This window comes from Bacillus sp. FSL M8-0266, assembly GCF_038613425.1.
Lineage (GTDB): Bacteria > Bacillota > Bacilli > Bacillales > Bacillaceae > Bacillus > Bacillus pumilus.
Map to the genome: position 1 here is coordinate 3240356 of NZ_CP152015.1, position 17758 is coordinate 3258113.

At 40.5% G+C, this 17758-nt stretch carries 17 protein-coding genes and 1 other annotated feature; of the genes, 6 read left to right on the plus strand and 11 right to left on the minus strand.

Annotation, left to right across the window (positions count from 1 at the left end; all coding sequences use genetic code 11):
- Positions 1-268: 268 nt before the first annotated feature.
- From MKY83_RS16775 to MKY83_RS16785, 3 genes are read left to right on the plus strand one after another with little or no spacing between them, the layout of a single operon-like run.
- Positions 269-1252, plus strand: coding sequence for a hypothetical protein (locus MKY83_RS16775; protein ID WP_065097947.1), 984 nt, complete (start codon positions 269-271; stop codon positions 1250-1252).
- Complete coding sequence (locus MKY83_RS16780) at positions 1249-1935, plus strand: response regulator transcription factor (protein ID WP_185107799.1); 687 nt, start codon at positions 1249-1251, stop codon at positions 1933-1935. Before MKY83_RS16775 ends, MKY83_RS16780 begins: the two co-directional genes overlap by 4 nt.
- On the plus strand, positions 1932-3347 hold the full coding sequence (locus tag MKY83_RS16785) for an ATP-binding protein (protein ID WP_185107797.1): 1416 nt from the start codon (positions 1932-1934) through the stop codon (positions 3345-3347). Before MKY83_RS16780 ends, MKY83_RS16785 begins: the two co-directional genes overlap by 4 nt.
- Positions 3348-3559: 212 nt before the next feature.
- Here MKY83_RS16785 and MKY83_RS16790 read toward each other — a convergent pair whose 3' ends face one another.
- On the minus strand, positions 3560-4909 hold the full coding sequence (locus tag MKY83_RS16790) for an amino acid permease (RefSeq protein ID WP_003212968.1): 1350 nt from the start codon (positions 4907-4909) through the stop codon (positions 3560-3562).
- A 75-nt stretch (positions 4910-4984) separates the two neighbouring features.
- Positions 4985-5209, minus strand: a binding site (T-box leader).
- 90 nt (positions 5210-5299) lie between these two features.
- A complete protein-coding gene (locus MKY83_RS16795) occupies positions 5300-5974 on the minus strand; it encodes an NAD(P)H-dependent oxidoreductase (RefSeq protein WP_065097944.1) in 675 nt (224 codons plus the stop codon).
- Positions 5975-6200: 226 nt separating this feature from the next.
- On the opposite strand from MKY83_RS16795, the gene MKY83_RS16800 reads away from it, so the two are divergent.
- Positions 6201-6584 carry a winged helix-turn-helix transcriptional regulator gene (locus MKY83_RS16800; protein ID WP_326286940.1) on the plus strand — a complete coding sequence of 128 codons (384 nt, stop codon included), beginning with the start codon at positions 6201-6203 and terminating at the stop codon, positions 6582-6584.
- 19 nt (positions 6585-6603) lie between these two features.
- Here MKY83_RS16800 and MKY83_RS16805 read toward each other — a convergent pair.
- The 4 genes from MKY83_RS16805 to MKY83_RS16820 form a co-directional block, all read right to left on the minus strand.
- Positions 6604-7754 (minus strand): IS3 family transposase gene (locus MKY83_RS16805; protein WP_283923762.1). Its coding sequence is split into 2 segments (ribosomal slippage): positions 6604-7481 and positions 7481-7754, totalling 1152 coding nucleotides; the frame shifts between segments, so codons are not numbered across the junction.
- Between the two features lie 111 nt (positions 7755-7865).
- The gene (locus MKY83_RS16810; protein ID WP_065097943.1) at positions 7866-9053 is read right to left on the minus strand and encodes a PDZ domain-containing protein; all 1188 of its coding nucleotides are present in this window, start codon (positions 9051-9053) and stop codon (positions 7866-7868) included.
- Positions 9054-9121: 68 nt separating this feature from the next.
- Positions 9122-9475, minus strand: coding sequence for a swarming motility protein SwrAA (locus MKY83_RS16815; protein ID WP_003212923.1), 354 nt, complete (start codon positions 9473-9475; stop codon positions 9122-9124).
- 344 nt (positions 9476-9819) lie between these two features.
- On the minus strand, positions 9820-11268 hold the full coding sequence (locus MKY83_RS16820) for a S41 family peptidase (RefSeq protein ID WP_106067773.1): 1449 nt from the start codon (positions 11266-11268) through the stop codon (positions 9820-9822).
- Between the two features lie 153 nt (positions 11269-11421).
- Here MKY83_RS16820 and MKY83_RS16825 point away from each other — a divergent pair, with 153 nt between their 5' ends.
- Positions 11422-12162: a sulfite exporter TauE/SafE family protein gene (locus MKY83_RS16825; protein WP_185107793.1), complete on the plus strand. Its 741-nt coding sequence runs from the start codon at positions 11422-11424 to the stop codon at positions 12160-12162.
- A 50-nt stretch (positions 12163-12212) separates the two neighbouring features.
- On the opposite strand, the gene MKY83_RS16830 is transcribed toward MKY83_RS16825, so the two are convergent.
- The 5 genes from MKY83_RS16830 to MKY83_RS16850 all read right to left on the minus strand — a co-directional run bounded on the left by MKY83_RS16830 (position 12213) and on the right by MKY83_RS16850 (position 16772).
- Positions 12213-13478 (minus strand): M23 family metallopeptidase, encoded by a 1266-nt coding sequence (locus MKY83_RS16830; protein WP_185107791.1) that lies wholly within the window; start codon positions 13476-13478, stop codon positions 12213-12215.
- Positions 13479-13589: 111 nt separating this feature from the next.
- On the minus strand, positions 13590-14480 hold the full coding sequence (ftsX, locus tag MKY83_RS16835) for a permease-like cell division protein FtsX (RefSeq protein WP_044139350.1): 891 nt from the start codon (positions 14478-14480) through the stop codon (positions 13590-13592).
- Complete coding sequence (ftsE, locus tag MKY83_RS16840) at positions 14473-15159, minus strand: cell division ATP-binding protein FtsE (RefSeq protein ID WP_034660129.1); 687 nt, start codon at positions 15157-15159, stop codon at positions 14473-14475. The genes ftsX and ftsE overlap by 8 nt, the downstream gene beginning before the upstream one ends.
- Before the next feature lie 380 nt (positions 15160-15539).
- On the minus strand, positions 15540-15875 hold the full coding sequence (gene cccB / locus MKY83_RS16845; protein ID WP_185107789.1) for a cytochrome c551: 336 nt from the start codon (positions 15873-15875) through the stop codon (positions 15540-15542).
- Between the two features lie 48 nt (positions 15876-15923).
- Positions 15924-16772: a YitT family protein gene (locus MKY83_RS16850; protein ID WP_003212797.1), complete on the minus strand. Its 849-nt coding sequence runs from the start codon at positions 16770-16772 to the stop codon at positions 15924-15926.
- 189 nt (positions 16773-16961) lie between these two features.
- Between MKY83_RS16850 and MKY83_RS16855 the strand changes: the two genes are divergently transcribed.
- Positions 16962-17696: an alpha/beta family hydrolase gene (locus tag MKY83_RS16855; protein WP_342487498.1), complete on the plus strand. Its 735-nt coding sequence runs from the start codon at positions 16962-16964 to the stop codon at positions 17694-17696.
- Positions 17697-17758 lie beyond the last annotated feature (62 nt).

Here is a 17758-nt window from a genome sequence, read left to right on the forward strand (position 1 = left end):
TGCGCTCTATGTCGATTTAGAGCGGGGGAGTTTTCATTATTTTTATCACTGTAAGCTATAGCTGGCACAGGAATCAAATATTGAAAATCCTTTTTTAAAGAGGAAAAAAAGCCATATGACTAGACAAAAAAGGAACTTTAAATCGAATTGTCCTCATTCATCCACCTAAGATCTGTTTTTCAACTCTTTCAGCATTGATAACTTCGATTTTTTTTCACAATTTTTGTGGTATGCTTTTTGAAAATAGAGGACGCAAAGGAGCGGAAGAATGGAACGTGTAAAATATGTTTTGATCTATTTATCAGCTCTATTGTTATTCCTGTCAGGCTGTGGAAAAGACCAGCAGTTTACTCCACCTGGCAGCTCTCAATTGATCGCGGTCATCTCTCAATTAAAAAAAGCCTCCTTTTCAATAGTTGATTTACAAAAGAATAAAATGATCTCTTCCGTTGATTTAAAACATCCGCTCACTGATCTTATCCAAATCAACAAAGACGTCATCATCGCAACTAGTAAAGAAGGAGAATCGCTTATCGAAATTAATTTAAAAAAAGGTACAGCAACAGATTATATGGATGTGAATAAAGGGCTGACTTCCCTTACATATGATGCAGCTTCTCACACCTTAATTGCAGCGGATTCACAGAAAAATGTCGTTTATTTTATTGATACGCAGCGTAAAAAAATAAAAGCAACTGTGAAGACCGGAAAGTTACCTTCTTCTATGACACTTTCTCCGTCAGGTACTTTATTTGTTTTAAATGCAGAAAGTCATACTGTCTCTGTCATAGATATTGAGAAGGAAAAACATATACGTACGTTCTCTGTACTTGAACGACCTTCTGGTATTCATTTTGATGGACAATCCATTTGGATCGGTGGTCACGGTAAACCAGGCACCTTAAATAAGAGCATTTTTGCTTACGACCCTCAAACAGGTAAAAAACAGCGAGAAATAAAACTAGGCGTTATGCCTGTTGCATTCTTTTCAGAGAAAAATTCTTCTACTTTATATGTACTTTGTCATGGAGATCATACGCTATACAAAGTAGATACAGAGACGAATAAGCAGCTTGCTTCTGTTGAAACTGGTCAAAATCCGAATTATATCACCGCTGATACCACATCAATATATGTGAGTAACTTAGATGACAATTCAGTATCAATTATCGATAAACATACATTCATGATGAAAAATCGACTGAATGTCCCATCAGGACCTTATGCTATCGTGTTGGAGGAAAAGAAATGAAAGAACAAATGCATATTTTAATCGTAGACGATGAGTTCGATATGCTTGAGTTAATCGGGTCCTTCTTAAAAAGACAAGGCTTTCACATCCTCACAGCTAGTAATGGATTGGATGCCTTACGTCAGCTTGAAAAAGAACCTGTTGACCTTGTAGTACTAGATATCATGATGCCTGATATGGATGGATTTGAAGTCTGCCAGCGTATTCGACAAACTTCTCAAATCCCCATCTTATTCTTAACAGCTAGAAGTTATGAGGAAGATCGAATTAGAGGCCTAGAAATTGGTGCGGATGACTACATCATGAAGCCTTTCAGTCTACGTGAGCTTGCAGCAAGAATTGAAACAACTTTGAGACGAATTAGAGGTCTTTCGCTAAAGCGCAGCCGCATACAGTTTGGTGACATGGAGATTGATCAGGATGGTAGACAAGTCTATATCCATCAGGAGCCCATTAATTTAACTAGAAGAGAATTCGATTTGCTCATGTTTCTTTTACTCAATCAAGGCCAAGTGTTTTCACGAGAACAGCTCTATCAAAAATTGTGGGAATCACATTCTACTAGCGGCTCTTTACGAACAGTCGATACACATATCAAAACGCTGAGACTGAAATTAAAGGGAGCGGAACGGCATATAAAAACCGTTTGGGGTGTCGGCTATAAGTTTGAGGAGGAAGAATGAAGCCTTTATCGATTAAAAAGAAAGTGCTCTTCTTAATCCTTGTAGTGACCGGAATCGTTGCTGCCTCAGCTCTTGCCCTCACCTATTACTTATACCAGCACTTATATGTTGATAAGCAGATTGATTCCTTAAGTTTACAAGGTAAAAAGCTGGCACAAATCTATCATCAACACGGGAAAGATACGTATTTTACCGATAGAATAAAATGGGCTAACGACTCGAGTCAGGCGAACATTATTTTTACAGATGACCCAATGGAACTTTCAAGTGGTCTTCCTTTTGATACGAACACAAATGATAACCTCATCACGTTCAAGGAACGCCAAAAGCTCCTTCAAGGGGAAACCGTCGTGTTGATTAGAGAACACTCACAGTTTCATCAAGATATTCTTGGCATCGCCATCCCTGTCTTCTCAAGCAAAGATGAGCTATCAGGGACAATTTTTCTATCCATGCCCTTATCGGATGTATATGAACCCTTTGTCCAAATCAGATTGACACTTGGCATATCCATTTTATTAATTCTGCTCCTGATTTTCTTTATCGGATATAAAAGCTCCAATAAAGTCGTTCGGACAATTAATCAAATGAAAGAAATTGCAATGGAAATGGAATCTGGCGATTTTTCAAAACGGATGGCTGTGACCAAAAACGGAGATGAATTAAACCAGCTGGGCCGCTCTTTTAACAAACTGTCTTCTACCCTTGAAAAAGTTGAGCAGCACCGCAGGAAATTTCTTGCGAATGTCTCCCACGAACTTCGAACTCCGCTAAGTTATATGAAAGGATATGCTGAAGGTATTGAAGAAGGGATTATTGATCAAAAAAAAGGAATGCACATCATCCAGGATGAGGCCGCTCGTTTAAGCCGGCTTGTGCACGATCTTTTAGACCTTGCGCAGCTAGAAGGAGATTCTTATCCACTAACGATGGAGCCAATCGTCTTTGCTCAGCTGATTCATGACGTTCTTGATCAAATGGCATTTATCGCTAATCAAAAGGGCATTTATCTGAAACGGACACTTGATGAGGATTGTATTGTGTATGGCGATAGCGATCGACTGCAACAAGTGGTTCGTAATTTACTGGACAATGCCATTCATTACACTCCCTCTGGAAAATCGGTCTCGATTGAATTACTAGTTCACCAACATAAAGCTGAATTGAGAGTGACAGATGAGGGCAACGGCATTCCAAAAGAAGACCTTCCACATGTTTCTGAGCGATTTTACCGAGTAAATAAGGCACGTACGAGAAAAGATGGCGGCTCAGGCCTTGGACTAGCTATTGTCTATCAAATCATGAAAAAACATCATGGCACGTTCGTTATTCAATCTGAGCCAGGATACGGTACGACAGCCATCATCCAGCTGCCAAATACTCCAATCGATGAAGACCTGCATACGATATAACCAATTAGATTTTGTAGGTAAGGTCATTCGTTTCATCCAAATATACGCATCAGTCGCCTAAATTTGAACAGCTATTTTCAGCCCCTTTTTGATCATCTACTTTTATGCATCAATTCCTTTCAAAAGGATAGTCGATTGCTTTCGTTCAAACAATAAAACTGCATTAAAAAAAGCGTGCGAGACCTTCTTCAAAAGTCCTGCACGCTTTTAAATTAAACAGCTGTTTCAAACCGCTTTCTATTGATGAAGAAAGAAAGCGTGATGATGAGATAGATACCCATTGTGACCAAGGTTTGGACAATCGGAGTTGTTGATACTACGCCAATAAAAATGGCAATGATCGCAATGACAGAAAACCATGTTGTGAAAGGATACAGCTTGACGCGATATCCTCCTGGTGCTGCTACGCTTCGAGACTTTAGATGCCCGACAGCAATAATAAACCAAATGAATAAGACCGTGTAGCTTAAAGATCCCATTAAATAATTAAAGGTTTGACTTCCTACAAAAAGAGAGATTAATACGGCTGCATACAAAGTAGATGTACATACTAGAATCGCTCTGACTGGCACCTGCTGTTTCGACAGCTTCGAAAAGCCCTTCCATATACGACCATCCATTGCCTGTGTAAATAGTACCCTTGAAGAAGCATACAGACCAGAGTTCATAGAAGACAAGATCGCTAATAAAATAATCCCGTTCATGATATCACTTGCATATGGCACACCAATCGTTGCAAACACCGTGACAAATGGGCTCACTTGTTCATTGTTTACTTGATTCCAAGGAATTAAGCTGACGATGATGAAGAACGGAAGTACATAAAAACCGATGATTCGTACAAATGTACTTTGAATGGCTTTTGGGATGACTTTTTCAGGGTTTTTCGTTTCTGCTAATGTAACCCCAATCATTTCAGTTCCGCCATATGAATACACGACCACCAGCATTGCCGCAATTAAGCCGCCTGTTCCATTCGGGAAAAATCCTCCGTGTTCGGTTAAGTTGGATAATCCCGGTGCTGCATGCTGTCCGAATGAGACAAACAGCATCGTTAACCCAATGATAATAAATAAAAGAATGACAGCAATTTTAATAGAAGCTAACCAGTACTCTGTCTCAGCAAACATTTTGACTGAACAAACATTGATCAATGTCACAACAAGTGAAATGATTAACACAAGTGTCCAAATCGGTACTTGCGGGAACCAGTACTGAATAAAGATTGCAGAAACGATCGCTTCTGCTGCAATGTTCAACACCCACATTTTCCAATAGATCCAATCTAAGAAATAGGCGGGGTATTTGCCTAACACAGGTTCAATTAAATCACGGAATGTTCTAGCGCCAGGTCGTGCAACCGTCATTTCGGCAAGTCCTTGCATAATAAATAATAAAATAAGACCACCAATCATATATGCCAAAATGACAGCAGGACCCGCGATATCAATGGCAGAACTGCTTCCTTTAAACAGACCAGCACCGATGGCTCCGCCAAGTGCGAGCATCATGATATGCCTTGACGTCATTGTTCGTTTTAACTGCACATGTTCCTTTTCCATTTTCTATAGCTCCTTTAAATTTGAATCTTCAGACAAATATAAGATAAAAGCATATAAAAAGGCCAGTCATCTCCTTGAAGAGACGACTGACCTTGCAACCGCGTTACCACTCTTATTGACTCAGACATAGCTGAATCCAACTTGAAACCCGATAACGGAGGTCACACGTAAAGACTTACTATTCATTCAGTCTTGCCGCTCCTTGAGCGAGTTCAATGATCCGTTTTACTGCGTTGCACCAACCCGCAGCTCTCTTAGAAAACGGATATTCATTTACTATTCTCAAGTCAAAGCGTTTTATAGTCAATTTGTCTATTTATAAAAGATTTTATTTTTTAAATATACTGACTAACCACGCAATTGTCAACAGCCTTTTTCAGACATTTTCTTTTAACGAATCCAAACGGCTACTTCATCCATTGGACGACGCGTTTTGCCGCGCTTTGGCTCAATGACTCGATACCCAAAGGCAGCCATGACAGAGATGTCGTACTGACCATCTTCAAGTAATCCTTCTTCCTCAAGCATACGATGAATTTCATCGTAGCTGAATCCCTCAACAGGGCATGAATCAATGCCGATTTGTGCCGCGGCTGTCATCATATTTCCAAGGGCAATATACGTTTGTTTGGAAGCCCAATCGAAGAGCGTACGGTCAGTTTCCATCAAATGAAGATCATTCTCTTGGAATTGTTTGTAGCGTTCTTTTACCATCTCAAACGTTTCGTCTGTCATTCCCTTGATTTCCTTGTTGATGTATTCTGCATATGGTGAATCATACCGGGCGTCTGTTCTTGCCAAAATGATCACAAAATGGCTGGCAGTTGGAAGCTGCTTTTGCGCACCCCATGTATATTCTTTTAATTTCTCTCTAAATGCTTCATTTTGAACGACGAGGAACTTCCAAGGCTCAAATCCGACAGAGCTTGGGGAAAGTCTTCCTGTTTCTAAAATGAACGAAAAATCATCTTCTGGAATCTTTTTCGCCGGATCAAACTCTTTTGTCGCATGACGGAATTCAAACGCCTCTATGATTTCTTTTTTTAATTGCTCTTTGTCTCTCATGGTATTCATCCTTTCTAGTGAACGATTAGGGTGTGTTTCATCAATCCAATTTCTTTCCATTCCCATATAGAAATTGTTATGATAAGAAAACAAACAGCCCGAATGTGTGATGTGATACCTCTATGTTAAAAGAAAAGTTTCCTTTGATTCAAGTACGCACATTTTTGTTCGTTAGTTACAATCATGTTCGTTTATCACCCATTTCGTCTTAGAAAGGAGTGTAAAAATGAGTGCACCATCCAATCCAGTCAGTATTGTCAATCATGGCTGTCCCGTTTCAACCACCTCGAGTGTAATAGGTGGAAAATGGAAAGGAGTGATCCTTTATCATTTGACTTGCGGTCCAAAACGATACAACGAATTACGCCGGCTTCTGCCAAGAATTTCTCAGCGTGTTCTTACGCTGCAATTGCGCGAGCTAGAACAAGACGGCGTTGTTCACAGAGAAGTCTATGAGGAGGTCCCTCCTCGTGTCGAATATTCACTCACTTCTCTAGGAGATACGTTAAAGCCTATCATCTTCGCTATGCGTGAATGGGGCGAATCCTATGGAAAAGAAGCGCGCCCAAAAGAAAAAAGCTGCCATCTCGGGACTGACCCCCGTTTTTGAGACAGGGATCAAAACACCTTTATACAGCCAATTGCCGATAGTTTATCGGTGATTGGTTGTTTAGTTTCGTTTGAATACGAATGTTGTTATAATAATAAATGTATTCTTTGACAGTGCGTTCTACGATGCTGGTCGTAGTGCGGTCAATCCTGTTAAGATAGAACGTTTCAGACTTTAGTGAGGAATGAAACGATTCGATGGAGGCATTATCAGCGGGCGTCCCTTTACGGGACATGCTCATGGTAATGCCTTTTATATGAACAGCTTTCTGATACTCGTAAGATGTATACACAGAACCTTGATCGCTATGTAACACGCAATTCTCAGGCAGTGCTGGGAGCTGATTAAGTGTGTTTAAGATAAAGTCTGTGTCCTGCTTATCACCAATCGTAAAAGCAATCACTTCTCCATTATATAAATCCAATATACTGGAAAGGTACAATTGTTTCTGTCCATAAGGCAAATACGTGATGTCCGTTACTAGTTTTTCAAGAGGGCGATCAGACTGAAAGTTCCGATCCAGTATATTACCGGCCACGGCATAGGGCTGCCCATTCTTCTTACGCTTTTTCATTTTAACCCGGCATTGCCACTGGTTTTTCTGCATGATACGTTGAACAGTTTTATGGTTAATACGCATTCCCCTTTTTAGTATGGCTGTGATTTTTCGATAACCATATCGATATTTGTGCTTTCGGCACAACGTGCCGACCTGTTTCTCTAGTTGTCTTTTAGAATGATTCTGAGTCAGATCCTTTTTCCATCTATAATACGAAGTACGTAAGATGCCTAAATGGACACAGATGTCCTGTACCGTCATCGTTTTGCACAATTCTTCTACCAGTTTGATTGACGTTTCCTTATCAACTTCCTTTCCAATTCGTTGTACTTTTTTAAAACTTCATTCTGTTGACTCAAATAGCGATTTTCTGCCTGCAGTCTCTCTAATTCGGAAGAGTACTCGGGACCCTTTCCATAGGTATATTGTTTTCCAACAGGCTGTTCGAACCGGTGTGTATCCCCAGCCTTATGCCACCTCACCCATGTCTGAACCTGCGTCTTATTCTTGATATTCAATTTCTGCATGATCTCTTTCATAGGTACGCCTGCCAATCTCATTTCTACAGCCTTCTGTTTGACTTCAACCGGATAACTCACTCTTGTCCCCATAGAAAAAACACCTCCATGTTTTATTTCGGATCACAACGATCCATTTTCAAACTTGAAGGTGTTTTTTATTTGTCTCATCTTATGGGGTCAGTCCCCTCTAGCAGCTTTTTTTTATGATGAAATCGCCGTTGATTCTTGCTGTGGATCATCCTTCACAAACAGGATGCCAAGCTGATGATGCTCCCCTTCGTAAGAAGCGCGTTTCTCAAACCTTGTCTGACCATTCAAGCCAATGATCTCAAGCTTTGTCAGAGCACGATTGGTTTGAAGGGCTTCGTAAAATTCCGAAACGGTTTTGACTTCAATTCCATTCACCTTTGTAATGACTTCTCCGATCTCAAGCTTTAAATCAGCTGCAGGTGTATTCGGAATGATTCCCAGCACCATTAGCCCTTGATTACGCTTAGAGAAGTAGAATGGAGCCGCATTGTCGTTGACTCTCTGTTTCCATGAAAGGAAAGCTCTTCCGGCAATCGCTATCAATACAGCTGCCCATGCAATCGGCGTAAACCAAATACTTGCAGCACCTAGTAAAGCAACAGCGAGTCCAAGTATGAGAATACGCCGTGCCGTAATTTGAATGCTCACAATTGGCAGCGATCCTTGAATCCGCTGCCCGAAACCGATGATGTATGGAATCAAAATAAATGAAAAGCTTTGATCGTGTACTTGAAGCACCGGCCACCATGGCAGAGAAGAAGTAAATTCACCTGCCGGCATCAGCAAAACAAGCGGTAAAAGCCACAGACGGTTTGCCCGCTGCTGGCCAATCAAAAGTCCTCTCGCACTCATCACCATTGCAGGCGATGTTCGTAAATGCGCCGTTCGATAGGCTAGAATCCCCTCGGTCATTAATAAAAGACCTAGCAGAATAACAACGGCTGATGCATTCATCATTGAGAGCTGCGGCAGCCATGAATGACTCACTTGGAAATACATGAGTCCTAGTGCCGCAATAAAACTGAAACCGAGTGTGTATGCAGACGAAAGCGCACTCGCCTTAAAGAATAAAGAGCAAACGATGGTCATCGCTGCAATCAGCACGATGAATCCAGGTGGGAGGGCAATCCCTAAGCCTACTGAAATGACGGATAGGCAAATTCCTAGAATCCATCCTTTTGAATATGTAAATTTAAGTTCATCGTATACATCTTCTATTCTTGTTTGAAACGCTTTTCTCTCCCGCTTTACGCGGATGTAGCCATGTAACAGGCTGATTAATATCATGAAATAAAAAAGAGGGTGGATTAAAAACAGACCGACCGCTTTTAATCCAGCTCCCATCCACTCCGAGCTCATTATCGTTCACCGCCCAAGTCAAGCATTTTCTCTTATTCTATCAAATAAATCGATGCTTGACACCAGGTTTATTTCTCCTGATTCATCCAAAGTGTGACATTCGACAGTGAAAAATCTTTTAAGTAGTGATTGACATCTACATCTAGTATGCCGCCGAGCAGCTGCATCGACCTCTTGATGTCGGTTAAGTTTATACCAAGTCTCTTATGATTATCCATTAAATAATTGAAGTATATCTCAGCACAGTCTTCATCGATTTCGTCGACTGATTCTACCGTTGTGTAATTGACCAAGTACCTGCTTAACAGCATGAGCAGACTTAATGCCTTTGTAGCGGAAAACGTCACATCTTTCGAACGACTCTTAAGCTCCTCTACCAACTCGTAATATTTTTTCTCTCTCACAATACTTGCCCTTTTCAATTGTGTACCCCCATTTACTAGTTCTTTTAAGAAAAGCGCAAACCTCGGTACAGCTTAATGCTCAAGCTGAATATCCGCAAAAAATAAAATATTTAAAATGAGTGCTACTTTATATTGTAAGAATTATTTATGTAACATACAACTTTCAAAAGTTTCATTTTCATGACATGTTTAAATCAACAGAAAGTCTCTTATATAAATAAGTTATCGGGTAAAATCGAAGGAATGTTATGTTTTTTGTAAAATAAATGAATATATTTCTCGATATAATTTATTTTTAAGAATAAACTATTACATGTTTGTGACACTTATGAACCAAAAAAAAGAGGCATTTATTCGCCTCTTTATTTTTTAAGATATAGTGCTTTTAGTGCAGTCTGCAGTTGAAGATCATTTTTTTCATAGGATTTCACTTCATCCACCATTTTGTTCATCATTTTCGCTGTCTTCAGATCAATTACACCTGATTTATCGAGATTGTATGTGCTTTGGAAGGCTAATACCGCCTTTTTCGTTTCTTCATCAAAGTAGCCGTCTACTCTGCCGGGGTCGAATGACAATCCCTTTAATAGCGTCTGTGCTTGTCTCACTTCTTCATTGTTCATATCAAGCTGAAGTGGTTCTTTCAGCTGAAGCGGTCCTACAGTAAAGTAATCTGGCTGATGAATCGCAATCGTTGGTACGACACCTTTTTTGTGAATCCAATTCCCTTTTGGCGTGAGCCATTTATACAACGTTAATTTAATGTTACTGCCGTCACCCATTGGAACCGCCTGCTGCACAGTGCCTTTACCAAAGGAGACATCACCGACGACTTCATATTTTCCGGCTTCTTTCATAGCACCAGCAAGTATTTCAGAAGCGGATGCACTGCCTTTATCAATTAAAACATTAACTGGGTAAGGCTTCTGTTCTTTCCGCTTTGAAAAATAGCGTTTCCTGTCGCCGTTCCGTTCTGCAATTTGAATATAAGGCTGATCCTTTGTAATAAAGTGTTTCAAAATGTCTTCTACACTTTGCAGATAGCCGCCAGGGTTTCCTCTTACATCAAGCACAAGACCTTCTATGCCCTTTTTCTCGAGCTGTTTCAGGCTTGATGTGAAATCCTTCGCAGTATCTTCTGAAAAGCTTGAGATCGCGATATAACCTGTTTTATGACCATTCACCTCTTTCATAGAGGAAGTCACGGTTTCAAGTGGGATTTCTTCTCGTTTGATATGGAATGTTAACTCTTTTCCAATCCCATTTCGTCTGATTTTCAGAGCGACGGATGTTCCTTTTTTCCCTCTTATTTTCAGTACAGCATCGTTTAAGCTTTTTTCTTTCATCGACTCACCATCAATGCTGATGATTTCATCTTTCGGCTTTAGACCTGCTTTTGCTGCAGGGGATTTTTTAAAGGCAGAGACAATAATGATTTTTCCTTCATCCATCCCCACTTCTGCCCCAATTCCCTCAAAAGAAGAATCAAGCGAATCAGAAAATTGCTTGGCGGTTTGCTTGTCCATGTATACTGAATACGGATCATTTAAAGTTGAAAGCATTCCTTGAATGGCGCCTTCAAGCAGCTTTTGGCGATCCACTTCCTCTACATATTCATTCGAAATAAGGTCATAGGCTTTCTCAATTTTCTCCATCCCATTCTCTTTCGCCTTATCACTTGATTGAGCTTGTCCAGCCATTGCAGCAGCTGCTTGCGGTGACTCTGCATGAGTTCCCTCTTTATGCGTCATCACCCCTGCACTGATTAATAGAACGACACTTGCCATAATAGATGCGATTTGTTTTTTCATATTTGGCCTCCTTCTTCAACTCTTCCTGATGACCTGAGTTATTATATGCCAGAAGAAGGGATTTCATGTAAAGACATTCTGTCGCGAAGGCTTGACTAATTATTTTATTAGGTGTAATTTTTATTTTGTTATGATCGAGAAGGAGTCTTCGCTATGTATATTATATTGACGATGCTATTATTAGGAATTTTATTAGGATTTGTAGGTGCAGGCGGTGCTGGTTTTGTTATCGCATTGCTTACGTTAATTTTTGATATCCCTATCCATACCGCACTTGGGACATCTTTAGCCGCAATGGCATTTACGACGTTATCAGGTGCATACAGCCATTACCGGGAAGGGAATATTCAGCTGAAATCTGGTTTGATCGTCGGAGCTTTGGCTTGTTTTGCTTCCTTTGCAGGAGCTAAGATTGCTCCTTTTATCCCAGAAGGAAATCTGCACTATTTAACAGCTGGCATGCTCTTTTTATCCGCTGTGTTTATGATGATCAAATTATTTGTTCTGAAGGAAGAAGCTGAGCATCAGCCGCTTTCTTCACATCAACTGCTCATAAGGGGTATTATTTTAGGAATTGTATCCGGATTGCTGTCAGGTATGTTTGGTATCGGGTCCGCACCATTTATCCAAGTAGGACTTTTGATTTTACTGAGACTTTCCATTCGACAGGCAGTTGGCACGACAATGCTTGTCATTATTCCGATTTCCATCGGTGGTGGAATTGGATATATTACAGAGGGCTATGTTGATTTTATCTTGCTCATTCAAATTTTAATCGGAACAGTATTAGGCGCATATATTGGCGCAAAATTCACACGCCTTGCACCGAAGCTTTTATTGAAATCGGCTGTACTGTTAACACCTATTATTGCCGGTTTACTGCTGTTATTTTAATTTTATTTAGAATAAGAAAAGCCGATAACGTGATGTTATCGGCTTTTTGATTAGCGAATATATTGCGCTGGATTGACTGCATTTGATTTTGCGCCATTCCATAATCCTTTATGAATTTCAAAATGGAGATGCTGACCATGTGACTGGCCTGTATTCCCCATATATCCAAGGAATTGTCCTTGCTCGACTCTCTGCCCTGTGGACACACTTCTTGTAGATAGGTGAGCATATACCGTTTGATAGGTCTGTCCATTGATATTATGCGTAATGAATATTACATTCCCGTAGCTCGATGAGTAGCTTGAGTTCGTGACTGTTCCAGATGCAGCTGCGACGACAGATACTGTGCCTTTTGCTGCAATATCTAATCCAAAGTGGTTTCCGCCAGAACGTCCGCCAAAGCCAGATGAGAATCGGCCAGCAGCTGGTTTAACAAAGCCTGAGCTGCTTGCTGGTGTATCAGATACTTGATCTGAACCGCCACTTTGAGGTGTAGGTGCACTTTTTTCAGCAGCTGCTTGTTTCGCTTTCTTTGCTTCTTCCTTTTGGCGGCGTGCTTCCTCAGACTTCACAGCCGCTTTTTGGTTCGCTAAAATTTCTTGTTCATTTTCAAGTTTGCCTAATTCATCATGAGTATGATTCTTTTTATCTGTTACATTCCCTAAGATTTTCTCTTTTTCTTTTTGCTGTTTAGACAAATCCTTTTTCAACTCTTCTAGCTCTTTCAGAGATGTTTCAAGTCCACTTAGCTGATTATTTAGCTCTGCTTCTTTTTGCTCCACCAGCTTTAAATCATTTTCATGTTCTGTAATCATGTCTTTGTCTGCTTCGACAATGGTTGTGACAGCCCCAACACGACCGACAAAATCACTAAAGCTGCGAGCACCCAGCAGCACATCTAAATAGTTGATCGTACCGCCGCTTTTTTGCATCGAACGAATTCGATCTTTGAATATAGCTTTTCTTTTTTCAATTCGATCATTGATGACTTGAATGTCTTTTTTTAGTTTCTTGATCTCTTGCTTCGTTTGTTTGACTTCTTTTTCTTTTTCAGCGACTTTTTCAGTTGCAGCACTTACCTTGTGGTCAATCTTTTCAATTTCTTTTTTGAGCTTGGATTCTTTCTTTTCAAGCTTAGCCAGCTCTGATTTCTTTTTCTTCAAAGTTGATTCAGTCTTTGATGTTTTCTCTTCGATTTGTTGACGTTTTTGATCTAGGTCTTCATATGCGAATGCACGATTCTCGTTCCCTGGAATGTATAGCCACGTTGTTCCAATAAACGCTGCCATTCCAGCCATCATCAGCTTTCTTTTCAAAACGATATTCCCCTCCTATGACAACTGCCTGCATGAAGAGTCGACCGGATGAATCGGTTCAACCGGTCACATCTTCTAGCAAATTCTCGAGTGCTGCCATCAAAAATAGATTTATACTTTTAAGAATTTACGAATGGATGTCAAGCTGCCCCATACACCAATGATTGCACCGATCAATAGAAGGACCAGTGAAACTTGAAAGACAAATGGGTTATATGGAAGCATGGAAATAAATGAGCCTTGTACTCTTGGTGCCACCCAGCCCACTGCATATTGATATGTGCCAAGCAATAGAGCGATTGGTATAATGGAACCAAATACACCAAGCAGTAATCCTTCAATGAAGAATGGCCAGCGGATAAACCAGTTCGTTGCACCTACGAGTTTCATAATCTCGATTTCTTTACGTCTAGCAAAAATCGTAATTTTGATCGTATTAGAGATCAAGAACATAGCTGTAAATAAAAGCCCAATGATGAGCGCAATCCCTACATTTCGCGCCACTCCAACCACATTAAAGAGTCGGCTGACTTCTTCTTTTCCGTAGGTTACTTTATACGTACCTTTTAGGTTTTCTAATTTCTTCGCTACTTTTGGTGTATCGTGTGGATCTGATGTTTTCACAATAAACGCATCGTTTAATGGGTTTTCTTGATCAACAAGTCCCATGGATTGTCCATTTTCACCAAAGCTTTTAATCAGCGCTTTTAGTTCGTCATCTTTAGATGAGTACTTGACATCACTAATTTCAGGAATCTTCTCAATTTCTGCTTTTAATTCATCCTGCTGCTTTTGATTCGCCGTTAATTCGATTAACACTTTTACTTCTACTTCTTTTTCAGCATTCGATGCCATGTTGTTCAAGTTGAGCATAATCACAAGAAAAACCCCAACTAAAATCAATGTGACAGTGACCGCACTAATTGATGCAAATGTCATCCACGTGTTTCTTCCAAGTGAACGGAAGCTCTCACGTAAATGCCGCGAGAGAGTTTTAATCATAAATGCCGTACTCCCCTCTTGCTTCGTCACGCACAATCATTCCATCTTCGATTGCGATGACGCGTTTCTTCATGCTGTTTACAATTTCTTTGTTGTGTGTCGCCATGACGACTGTTGTTCCGCGGTTATTAATCTCTTCGAGTGTCTTCATGATTTCCAAAGATGTATCTGGATCAAGGTTTCCTGTCGGCTCATCTGCAATGACAACCTCAGGACTATTCACGATTGAACGAGCGATAGATACACGCTGCTGTTCACCGCCAGACAGCTGGTCAGGAAATTGTCGTGCTTTGTGCTTGAGCTGTACCAAATCAAGTACATCCAGCACTTTTTTCTTAATGATATGAGGCTGTTCCCCAATGACTTCAAGAGCAAATGCCACGTTCTCAAACACCGTGAGGGTTGGAAGTAGTTTGAAATCTTGGAACACTACGCCAATTTCTCTTCTTACGTAAGGAATTTCTTTTTCCTTAATTGAGGCTAAATCTCTGCTATTAATTAAGATTTTCCCTTTGGTTGGCTTCTCTTCACGATACATCATTTTGATGAAAGTGGATTTACCAGCACCACTGGGACCAACAACATACACAAACTCTCCTGGGTGGATAGAGACATTGATTCCATTGATCGCCTTTACACCGTTAGGATAGATCTTGTAGACTTCCTTCATTTCAATCATGTAATCACCTAATCTTTTCTTATTGCTGACTAACAGCTTATCATGATGTTTTGACACTTATCGTCAAAAAACGTTATGTATGGTCACGCACATACCCTTCGATACGTACAAGCAATTTATGTCCTTTTCATCCAAAAAGATGAAAAAAATGAATCGTCTAAATTTCAACAACTCCAATTATACGTCATGAATCGACGCAATGGTATTACATTTATATTTCAAAACTTATCGTTAAAAGGTAAAAACAACGTTTAAAACCGAAAAGTGTGTCTTTTTACCCTTATTTTTTAAATAAAATTTAATATAATGCGTTTTCATACTATTCAAAAGTCTTTTTCTACATATAAAAACAAAAAAACCTTGTCGATTAGACAAAGGTTTTATTTTTTCTCTGCAAGCCATTTTGCTACTTCTTTTGCTTGCTTCTCATCTACCATTCCGCTTGGCATAGAGCCTTTACCATTCTGTGCAATATCTGCAATTTGGCTTTCATTATATTTCTTCCCTACTTCTTTCAGGCTTGGTCCGCCTCCGCCAGATAGGTCTTTCCCATGACAGCCAATACAGTTTTGCTGATAAATTTCCTCACCACTGCTCACAGTTGAAGCACTTTTGCTGCCTTCTTTGTCACTGTCACTGCTGCTTGAATTACCTCCACAAGCCGCAAGAACAAGAAGCATCACTACAAACAGCATCATTAATCCGCTCTTTTGCATCAATTTCCCTCCCTTACAATCATTTGGTCAACGCTATTATATCCTTGTTTACGCCCTTTTAAAACCCTCACCAAGCACCTCTTTTGCATCCATTACGATGACAAATGCTGATGCATCGATTGCTTTCACCACTTGTTTCAACTTTGTGAATTGTGACTGTCCAACGACACACATTAGAATTGGACGGTCATGGTCGGTATATCCTCCGACTGCTGAGATTTTTGTGACACCACGGTCAATTTGATCAAATACTGCCTGTCTGACTTCATCCTCATGCCCTGTAATGATCATCGCCATTTTCGAATGACTGAAGCCGGCCTGTACGACATCAATCGTTTTACTTGAAATAAACACACCAATGACAGCGTACAGTCCCTCTTCAATCCCGAAAACAGTCATCGCAGCCAGTACAATTAGGCCATCCATCATCGCTAAACAGGTGCCAAGCGTGAGGCCTGTATATTTATTGATGATTTTGGCAGCGAGCGCCGTTCCACCTGTTGATCCATTTCCAAGGAACACGAGCCCTATACCGATCCCAATCACCACTCCGCCAAAAATGGCTGCTAAGAGCGCTTCATGTGTCACAGGTGCAATATGTCTTGTGACAAACACCATCAAAGGTAAGAAAATAGAGCCAACGAGCGTTTTCACGCCAAATGTACCGCCTAATAAATAAAAGCCAGCGATAAACAGCGGAATGTTGAGCCCCCACTGCACATATGCCGCTTCAAAGCCGAATGACTGCATAATCGTACTAATCCCGCTCACACCACCTGCGGCAATCTGATTCGGTAATAATAACGTATTAAATCCAATCGCCACAATGGCTGATCCGATTAAAATGAACAAGTAATTTTTTGCTTCAATCCATAATTGTGAATGTCCCTGCTTCATGTCTGTCTTCCTCCGTTACTTCTGAATGCACACCTATTTTAAGCCCTCCTATTACGAATGTAAATAACAGCCAAATGCAGTGCTAATGGATTAATACTTTATCACACAAACGGATCAGCGTGCTTGCCGTTTGGCATAGGAGCAAATGATGGTATATTTAATATGTACAAGAGAAAGAAGGGACATGCGATGAAGAAAATACTGAAGATCATAGGCATTACATTACTTGCACTGATCATTTTGGCTTTTGGTGCTTTCTATACATGGAGCCGCTTTACATACGGACCATCTGCCGCATTAAAAAAGCAAGTGAACATCGAGCAAGTGGAACATAAAAACGACATCTATACATTTGCATCAACAAAAAGCGATACGGGCATCATTCTCTATCCAGGAGCAAAGGTAGAACCACTTTCATACGCCTATATCGGGAATGAATTGATGAAAAAAGGCTACTCTGTCTTTATCCCTGACATGCCATTTTCGTTTGCGATTTTTCATACAAATAAAGCACAAGATATCATGAAAGATCATCAAACGATCAAACATTGGTATATTGGCGGTCATTCACTAGGCGGAACAGCCGCCGCTATGTTTGCAGAAAAAAATCAGCGCAAGCTCGACGGTCTTTTTTTCCTTGCGTCTTATCCAGCATCAGATGAGCTGAAATCATCGTCCTTGAACGTCCTCTCTATATCAGGTGAAAAGGATGGACTTGCGACACAAGAGAAAATCAAGCAATCGAAAACAAATTTGCCGTCTCAAACCGTTTATCATGAAATAAAAGGCGGGAACCATGCTCAGTTTGGCCTGTATGGTAAACAAAAAGGTGATCAGCCAGCGGACATTCCAGCCCTCACACAGCAAAAGGATATCATTCAGACGGTGCTTAGATGGCTAAAACCAGCAAAAAAACTCCCGTAATGGAAGGTTCAGCGTGTAGACAAACCCTCGCATTCGTTGTCAGTCCTGCGCGCTGGTGCTCA

Coding starts and splice junctions, on each gene's coding strand:
- MKY83_RS16775 (WP_065097947.1), top strand. CDS start 269: ATGGAACGTGTAAAATATGTTTTGATCTATTTATCAGCTCTATTGTTA.
- MKY83_RS16810 (WP_065097943.1), bottom strand. CDS start 9,053: ATGAGCTCGGAGTGGATGGGAGCTGGATTAAAAGCGGTCGGTCTGTTT.
- MKY83_RS16825 (WP_185107793.1), top strand. CDS start 11,422: ATGTATATTATATTGACGATGCTATTATTAGGAATTTTATTAGGATTT.
- MKY83_RS16820 (WP_106067773.1), bottom strand. CDS start 11,268: ATGAAAAAACAAATCGCATCTATTATGGCAAGTGTCGTTCTATTAATC.
- MKY83_RS16785 (WP_185107797.1), top strand. CDS start 1,932: ATGAAGCCTTTATCGATTAAAAAGAAAGTGCTCTTCTTAATCCTTGTA.
- MKY83_RS16790 (WP_003212968.1), bottom strand. CDS start 4,909: ATGGAAAAGGAACATGTGCAGTTAAAACGAACAATGACGTCAAGGCAT.
- MKY83_RS16850 (WP_003212797.1), bottom strand. CDS start 16,772: ATGAAGCAGGGACATTCACAATTATGGATTGAAGCAAAAAATTACTTG.
- ftsE (WP_034660129.1), bottom strand. CDS start 15,159: ATGATTGAAATGAAGGAAGTCTACAAGATCTATCCTAACGGTGTAAAG.
- MKY83_RS16855 (WP_342487498.1), top strand. CDS start 16,962: ATGAAGAAAATACTGAAGATCATAGGCATTACATTACTTGCACTGATC.
- MKY83_RS16800 (WP_326286940.1), top strand. CDS start 6,201: ATGAGTGCACCATCCAATCCAGTCAGTATTGTCAATCATGGCTGTCCC.
- MKY83_RS16795 (WP_065097944.1), bottom strand. CDS start 5,974: ATGAGAGACAAAGAGCAATTAAAAAAAGAAATCATAGAGGCGTTTGAA.
- cccB (WP_185107789.1), bottom strand. CDS start 15,875: ATGCAAAAGAGCGGATTAATGATGCTGTTTGTAGTGATGCTTCTTGTT.
- MKY83_RS16780 (WP_185107799.1), top strand. CDS start 1,249: ATGAAAGAACAAATGCATATTTTAATCGTAGACGATGAGTTCGATATG.
- ftsX (WP_044139350.1), bottom strand. CDS start 14,480: ATGATTAAAACTCTCTCGCGGCATTTACGTGAGAGCTTCCGTTCACTT.